This is a genomic window from Lutibacter sp. (assembly GCF_040883305.1).
Lineage (GTDB): Bacteria > Bacteroidota > Bacteroidia > Flavobacteriales > Flavobacteriaceae > Lutibacter.
Window position 1 is genome coordinate 1 of the sequence record NZ_JBFLKT010000146.1, and the last position, 6,169, is coordinate 6,169.

Here is a 6,169-nt window from a genome sequence, read left to right on the forward strand (position 1 = left end):
ATTCCAATACTATATGCCACTGGAACTTTTATTAACAAAAGCGCAAAAAAACTTGCAAATAAAACGATAATACTAATAATTTCTATACTCATAATTAACTAAGGCTTTTATTTGAACAAGTATTTGCTATGTGATATATGGAAAAGCACATAATTAAGAAACCACTAAAGGGTAAAATTGCATAAACATACCCAAGAGGTATACGTAAGGTACCCGATAATTGCTCCAAATGCAGTGTGGTATAAACCAAGTTTAATCCGCCTACAACCATAACTATTAGTGCAAAAAGAAATATAAATACTTCTATAAGTATTGAAGCTTTTCTTTTATTTTTCAAAGATAGTTTTTGATATAAGAAATCCATCGATAAATGTTCTCGTTTAGCATTAAGATAAGCAGCTCCTAAAATGGTCATCCAAATTAATGAGAACCTTGCAAATTCTTCAGTCCAAGTAAAAGATGTGCCCAAAATATATCTTGAAAACACTTGAAATAAAACATCTAAAACTAAAAGTGCAAAAATTACAATCAAAAACCACTCAAGAATTTTATTTACTTTATTAAAAATATACTCTGATTTATTCATAATTATTTATTTTTAATTTCATTTACAATTTTCGACATCTCAGGAAATTCTATAATAAACTCCTCTAAAACAGGCTTTGATTTTTCTGCAAATAATGATTTTTCTGGTATTATAACTTCTACCCCCCAGTCTTTTAAAACTTTCATTGATTCCTTTACCGATTCATCCCAAAAAAATTTTTGTGCTTGAGCTGAGTGATCTGCAGCATCCTGCACCCAGATTCTCTCTTCTTCAGATAACTTATCCCAATATTTTGTACCTATTAGTAATACATCAGGCACAGAAGAATGTTCATCAAGTGTATAATACTTACAAATTTCATAATGGTTCGATGATACAAAAGACGGTGGGTTATTTTCTGCTCCATCTACAACCCCTTGTTGAATAGCTGTATATAGCTCTCCATAAGACAACGGTGTTGCAGAACCTCCCATAGAATTTACCATATTAATAGCCATTTGATTATTCATAACTCTAATTTTTAGGCCTTTTAGGTCTTCTGGAGTTCTTATGGCTTTTTTACTAGTATAAAAGCTTCTACTCCCTGCATCATAATAACATAATCCTCGAAGCCAAAATTTAGATCCTTTCTCTAAAATTGATTTTCCAATTGGACCTTCTAAAACATTAAATTGATGTGTTTTATCTCTAAACAAGTATGGTATTCCTAACACATGATATTCAGGGACAAAATTAGATAATGTAGCTGCACTTACCTTCGTCGCAGCAACGCTTCCAATTTGTAATAATTCTAGTAATTCTCTTTCTGATCCCAATTGACCATCAGGAAAAATTTTGACTTTTAATTTGCCTTTTGAATTTATTTCTAAAGCCTTTTGAAATTCCAACATTCCCATATGCACTGGATGAGTTTGAGGCAAGGTATGGCCTAAGTACAGAGTTTTAGAATCTTCTACTTTATTACAAGATATTATACTTATAAAAAGAATTCCTAAGAAAATTATTTTAAATCGCATTATTTAGTCTTTTAAATTTTTTATTACATTTAGCACATTTGCAACATCCTGCTTTAATTTGTCAAAATCTTTATTGGCAATAATTTCTTTTGAAATTAATTGAGAACCCATTCCAACGCAAGTTACTCCAGCATTGAACCAACCCGTTAAATTTTCTATTGTTGGAGAAACACCACCAGTTGGCATAACATTGGTCCATGGTTGAGGACCTTTAATTCCTTTTACAAATTGTGGACCGTAAATATCTCCTGGAAATAATTTTACAATTTCACAACCTAATTCTTCAGCTTTTGTTATTTCAGTTAAAGTTCCACATCCTGGAGACCATAAAACTTTACGTCTGTTACAAGCAATTGCGATGTCTTCTCTTAAAACTGGAGTTACAATAAAATTAGCACCTAAAGCCATATATAAGGAAGCTGCTGCTGCATCAGTTACTGAACCAACACCCATAATCATTCCTGGCAATTCTGCAATTGCAAATTTTGTTAATTCACCAAAAACTTCGTGCGCAAAATCTCCACGAGCTGTAAATTCCATTAAGCGTGCTCCACCGTCATAACATGCTTTTAATACTTTTTTACTTAATTCAATATCGTTGTTAAAAAACAATGGAATCATCCCTGTTTCTTTCATTGCTGTTGCAACTTCTATTCTTGTAAATTGTGCCATAATTTTGAATTTAAAGGTAGGAAAGCTAAACCGTAAAATACGGTTTAACTGTTCCTAAAAATCAAACTTAATCCATATTTTTATCGGGCAACTCTACCTGAGGCATCTCCACCCATTAATTTATTTACTTCATCTACTGTTACCAAATTAGCATCACCTTTTATTGTGTGCTTTAAACAAGATGCTGCAACGGCAAAATCTAGTGCTTTTTGATCATCTCCTTCATATTCCAAAAGACCATAAATTAATCCTCCCATAAAGGAATCTCCACCGCCAACTCTGTCAACAATATCTGTAATTTGATATTGACGTGTTTCGTACATTTTTGTACCATCATATAAAACTCCTGCCCACGTATTGTGCGATGCTGAAATTGACCCTCTTAAAGTGGTGATTACTTTTTTAGCTCTTGGGAATTTTTCCATCATTTGTTGACAAACAGATAAAAATGCTTCTGCCTTAAGATTGTGTCCTTGTGTTTGAACTGTTATTCCTTCTGGTTTTATTCCAAAGTGCATTTCTGCATCTTCTTCATTTCCTAAAACTACATCACAATATGATGTTAATTCTGTCATAATAGCTTCTCTATGAGCAGTATCACAGAAAGTCCATAATTTTGCACGGTAATTTAAATCTGTTGAAATAGTAATCCCTAATTTGCTAGCGGCTTTTACGGCTTCTAAACAAACATCAGCAGCTCCTTGTGAAATTGCAGGTGTAATTCCGGTCCAATGAAACCATTCTGCTCCTCCAAAAACTTCTTCCCAGTTAATCATACCTGATTCAATTTCAGCGATAGATGAATGCACACGATCATAAACCACTTTAGAACCACGAGACACTGCTCCTGTTTCTAAAAAGTAAATTCCTAAACGGTCGCCACCATAAACAATTTTATCAACTCCAACACCTCTCTTACGCATTTCCATCATAGCACATTCTCCAATATCATTTTTTGGTAAACGTGTTACAAAATCTACAGGTACTCCATAATTAGCTAAAGAAACTGCTACATTGGATTCTCCTCCTCCATAAATAGCATCAAAGTTATTTGCTTGAGAGAATCTTAAAAACCCTTGTGGAGTTAATCTTAACATGATTTCTCCAAATGTTACTACTTTTTTCATTTTAATTAGTTGTATTCTAAAATTTAAAATATTCTTTTGCGTTATTATAACTAATATCTGAAACCATTTTCCCAATCCATTCCATATCGTTTGGCAATTCACCTTTTTCAATTTCCTCGCCTAAAAGGTTACAAAGAATTCTTCTAAAATATTCGTGTCTTGGAAATGATAAAAAGCTTCTAGAATCGGTTAACATACCTATAAAACAACTAATTAATCCCATATTAGAAAGTGCATTTAATTGTTTGGTCATTCCATCTTTTTGGTCTAAAAACCACCATCCAGATCCATATTGAACTTTCCCTTTAATACTTCCATCGTTAAAATTACCGATCATTGTGGCCATAACTTCGTTATCGGCTGGATTTAAATTATAAAGAATTGTTTTGGTTAATTTATCTTTACTATCTAACGCATTTAAGAATGCAGATAGTTTAGTAGCTTGAGAATAATCTCCAATAGAATCCCATCCTGTATCTGGACCTAAAACTCTAAGCATACGCGCATTATTATTTCTTAAAGCTCCTAAATGAAATTGTTGTACCCAACCAAATTCATGATATGTTTCGGCTAAAAACAATAACAATGCACTTTGAAATTTAAGTGCTTCTTCATGACTTATAAGCTGATTGTTCCTTTTCTTTTCAAAAATCGATTTTATTTCACTTTCAGTAAAGTTTTCAAAATAAATTTCATTTAATCCGTGATCACAAAGTTTACATCCATTTTCATTAAAATATGAAATTCTTTTGGCTAATGCATCACATAAATTTTGATATGAATTTATTGAGATATCGGCAGATTTCCCAAGTAAATCTATATAAGCATTATAGCCATCTTCTTCAATTAAAATTGCTTTGTCTGGTCTAAAAGCTGTACTCACTTTTAAATTTAAATTGCTTTTTTTAATATTTTGATGATGTTCTAAAGTATCTATTGGGTCTTCAGTAGTACAGATTACTTCTACATTAACTTTATGCAATAAATTTTGAACACTGTAAGCTTTTGTATTTAATTTTTCTTTTGTTTCTTGGTATATTTTTTCTGCGGAATTTTCATTCAATAAATCATAAATATCAAAATACCTTGCTAACTCTAAATGTGTCCAATGAAACAATGGGTTTCTCATTGTATGAGGCACTGTTTTTGCCCAACTTAAAAATTTATCTTTATCTGATGCTCCACCTGTTATAAATTCTTCATTTATACCTAATGTACGCATTGCACGCCATTTGTAATGATCCCCATTAATCCAGACATTTGTTATATTATCAAATATTTTATTTTCTGAGATTTGTTGTGGAGGTAAATGATTATGATAATCAATTATAGGTTGATTTTTTGCATAGTCATGATATAATTCTTCTGCGAATTTATTTCCCAGTAAAAAATTATCATGTATAAATTTTGCACTCATTTTATATAATTACTTTAAATTATTCTTCATTTGAAGGTTTTCCAATTGTTGCTAAAATACCACCATCTACGTAAATGATTTGTCCGTTAACAAAATCACTGGCTTTTGATGCTAAAAATACAGCAGCACCCGCTAAATCTTCTGGATCTCCCCAACGTCCTGCCGGTGTACGACTTATAATAAATTCATTAAAAGGATGTCCATCAACTCTAATTGGTGCAGTTTGTTCAGTGGCAAAATAACCCGGACCAATTCCATTTACTTGAATATTATGTTTAGCCCATTCAGTTGCCATGTTCTGTGTTAACATTTTTAAACCACCTTTTGCGGCTGCATAGGCTCCAACACTATTTCTACCTAATTCACTCATCATAGAGCAAATATTTATTACTTTTCCTTGTTTTCTAGACACCATGCCTTTCACAACATGTTTAGAAACAATAAACGGACTCACCAAATCAATATCAATAACTTCTCTAAAATCTGCCACTTCCATTTCCAATAATGGTGTGCGTTTTATAATTCCAGCGTTATTTATTAAAATATCGATACTTCCAACTTCAGTTTCAATTTTTGTAATTGCAACTTTAACTTCTTGTTCTTTGGAAACATTAAATTTGTAACCAAATGCTTTAATGCCTTCATTTTTATATGCTGAAACCGCTATATCAATTTTTTCTTGTGATGAATTTCCATTTACAATAATAGTTGCACCAGCCAAACCTAATCCACGAGCCATTGCCATACCCAAACCGTGAGTACTTCCTGTAACAAGTGCTATTTTTCCTTGTACATTAAATAATGAAGTGTTCATAAAATTTTATCTTAATTCTGTTATTTTAGCTACATCCATATCTCCATAATCTAAGTTTTCACCTGCCATTCCCCAAATAAAAGTATAATTTGAAGTTCCTGACCCACAGTGAATTGACCAAGGTGGAGAAATAACCGCTTGATGATTGCCCATCCAAATATGACGCGTTTCCTGCGGTTGTCCCATAAAATGACAAACAGCTTGATTTTCTGGAATATCTAAATAAAAATAGACCTCCATTCTTCTATCATGTACATGTGCATGCATAGTATTCCATACACTTCCTGTTTTTAACTCTGTCATTCCCATTTGTAACTGACACGTAGTAACAATACCACCAATAATCATTTGGTTTACTGTTCTATGATTTGCAGTTTCTAAAGATCCTAGCTCTATCTTATTAGCTTCTGACTTACTTACTTTTTTTATTGGATAACTTTTATGTGCAGGTGCAGAATTTAAATAATATTTTGCAGGATTATTTACATCATTACTTTTAAAAACTACTTCTTTATTTCCGCTTCCTATATATAATGCATCTTTAAATTCTAAACTATAAGTAGTTCCGTCAACTTC

The 6,169-nt window shown here is 32.0% G+C and carries 7 protein-coding genes; all 7 read right to left on the bottom strand.

Annotated features, from left to right (window positions below; genetic code table 11):
- Positions 1 to 94: 94 nt before the first annotated feature.
- Positions 95 to 586 carry a TRAP transporter small permease gene (locus tag AB1Z17_RS04815; protein WP_368050662.1) on the bottom strand — a complete coding sequence of 164 codons (492 nt, stop codon included), beginning with the start codon at positions 584 to 586 and terminating at the stop codon, positions 95 to 97.
- Between the two features lie 2 nt (positions 587 to 588).
- On the bottom strand, positions 589 to 1,563 hold the full coding sequence (locus AB1Z17_RS04820) for a TRAP transporter substrate-binding protein (protein WP_368050663.1): 975 nt from the start codon (positions 1,561 to 1,563) through the stop codon (positions 589 to 591).
- Between the two features lie 3 nt (positions 1,564 to 1,566).
- Positions 1,567 to 2,235, bottom strand: coding sequence for a bifunctional 4-hydroxy-2-oxoglutarate aldolase/2-dehydro-3-deoxy-phosphogluconate aldolase (locus tag AB1Z17_RS04825; protein WP_368050664.1), 669 nt, complete (start codon positions 2,233 to 2,235; stop codon positions 1,567 to 1,569).
- 80 nt (positions 2,236 to 2,315) lie between these two features.
- Positions 2,316 to 3,362 carry a PfkB family carbohydrate kinase gene (locus tag AB1Z17_RS04830; RefSeq protein WP_368050665.1) on the bottom strand — a complete coding sequence of 349 codons (1,047 nt, stop codon included), beginning with the start codon at positions 3,360 to 3,362 and terminating at the stop codon, positions 2,316 to 2,318.
- A 16-nt stretch (positions 3,363 to 3,378) separates the two neighbouring features.
- Positions 3,379 to 4,779: a glucuronate isomerase gene (gene uxaC, locus AB1Z17_RS04835; RefSeq protein WP_368050666.1), complete on the bottom strand. Its 1,401-nt coding sequence runs from the start codon at positions 4,777 to 4,779 to the stop codon at positions 3,379 to 3,381.
- A 19-nt stretch (positions 4,780 to 4,798) separates the two neighbouring features.
- Positions 4,799 to 5,593 carry a gluconate 5-dehydrogenase gene (locus tag AB1Z17_RS04840; RefSeq protein ID WP_368050667.1) on the bottom strand — a complete coding sequence of 265 codons (795 nt, stop codon included), beginning with the start codon at positions 5,591 to 5,593 and terminating at the stop codon, positions 4,799 to 4,801.
- Between the two features lie 6 nt (positions 5,594 to 5,599).
- Positions 5,600 to 6,169, bottom strand: a 570-nt coding sequence (gene kduI / locus AB1Z17_RS04845; RefSeq protein WP_368050668.1) for a 5-dehydro-4-deoxy-D-glucuronate isomerase, incomplete at its 5' end; no start/stop codon positions are given.

What these genes read in the sequence shown, in the direction of transcription:
- uxaC (WP_368050666.1), bottom strand. Translation starts at nt 4,779, where the DNA reads ATGAGTGCAAAATTTATACATGATAATTTTTTACTGGGAAATAAATTC.
- AB1Z17_RS04820 (WP_368050663.1), bottom strand. Translation starts at nt 1,563, where the DNA reads ATGCGATTTAAAATAATTTTCTTAGGAATTCTTTTTATAAGTATAATA.
- AB1Z17_RS04840 (WP_368050667.1), bottom strand. Translation starts at nt 5,593, where the DNA reads ATGAACACTTCATTATTTAATGTACAAGGAAAAATAGCACTTGTTACA.
- AB1Z17_RS04815 (WP_368050662.1), bottom strand. Translation starts at nt 586, where the DNA reads ATGAATAAATCAGAGTATATTTTTAATAAAGTAAATAAAATTCTTGAG.
- AB1Z17_RS04830 (WP_368050665.1), bottom strand. Translation starts at nt 3,362, where the DNA reads ATGAAAAAAGTAGTAACATTTGGAGAAATCATGTTAAGATTAACTCCA.
- AB1Z17_RS04825 (WP_368050664.1), bottom strand. Translation starts at nt 2,235, where the DNA reads ATGGCACAATTTACAAGAATAGAAGTTGCAACAGCAATGAAAGAAACA.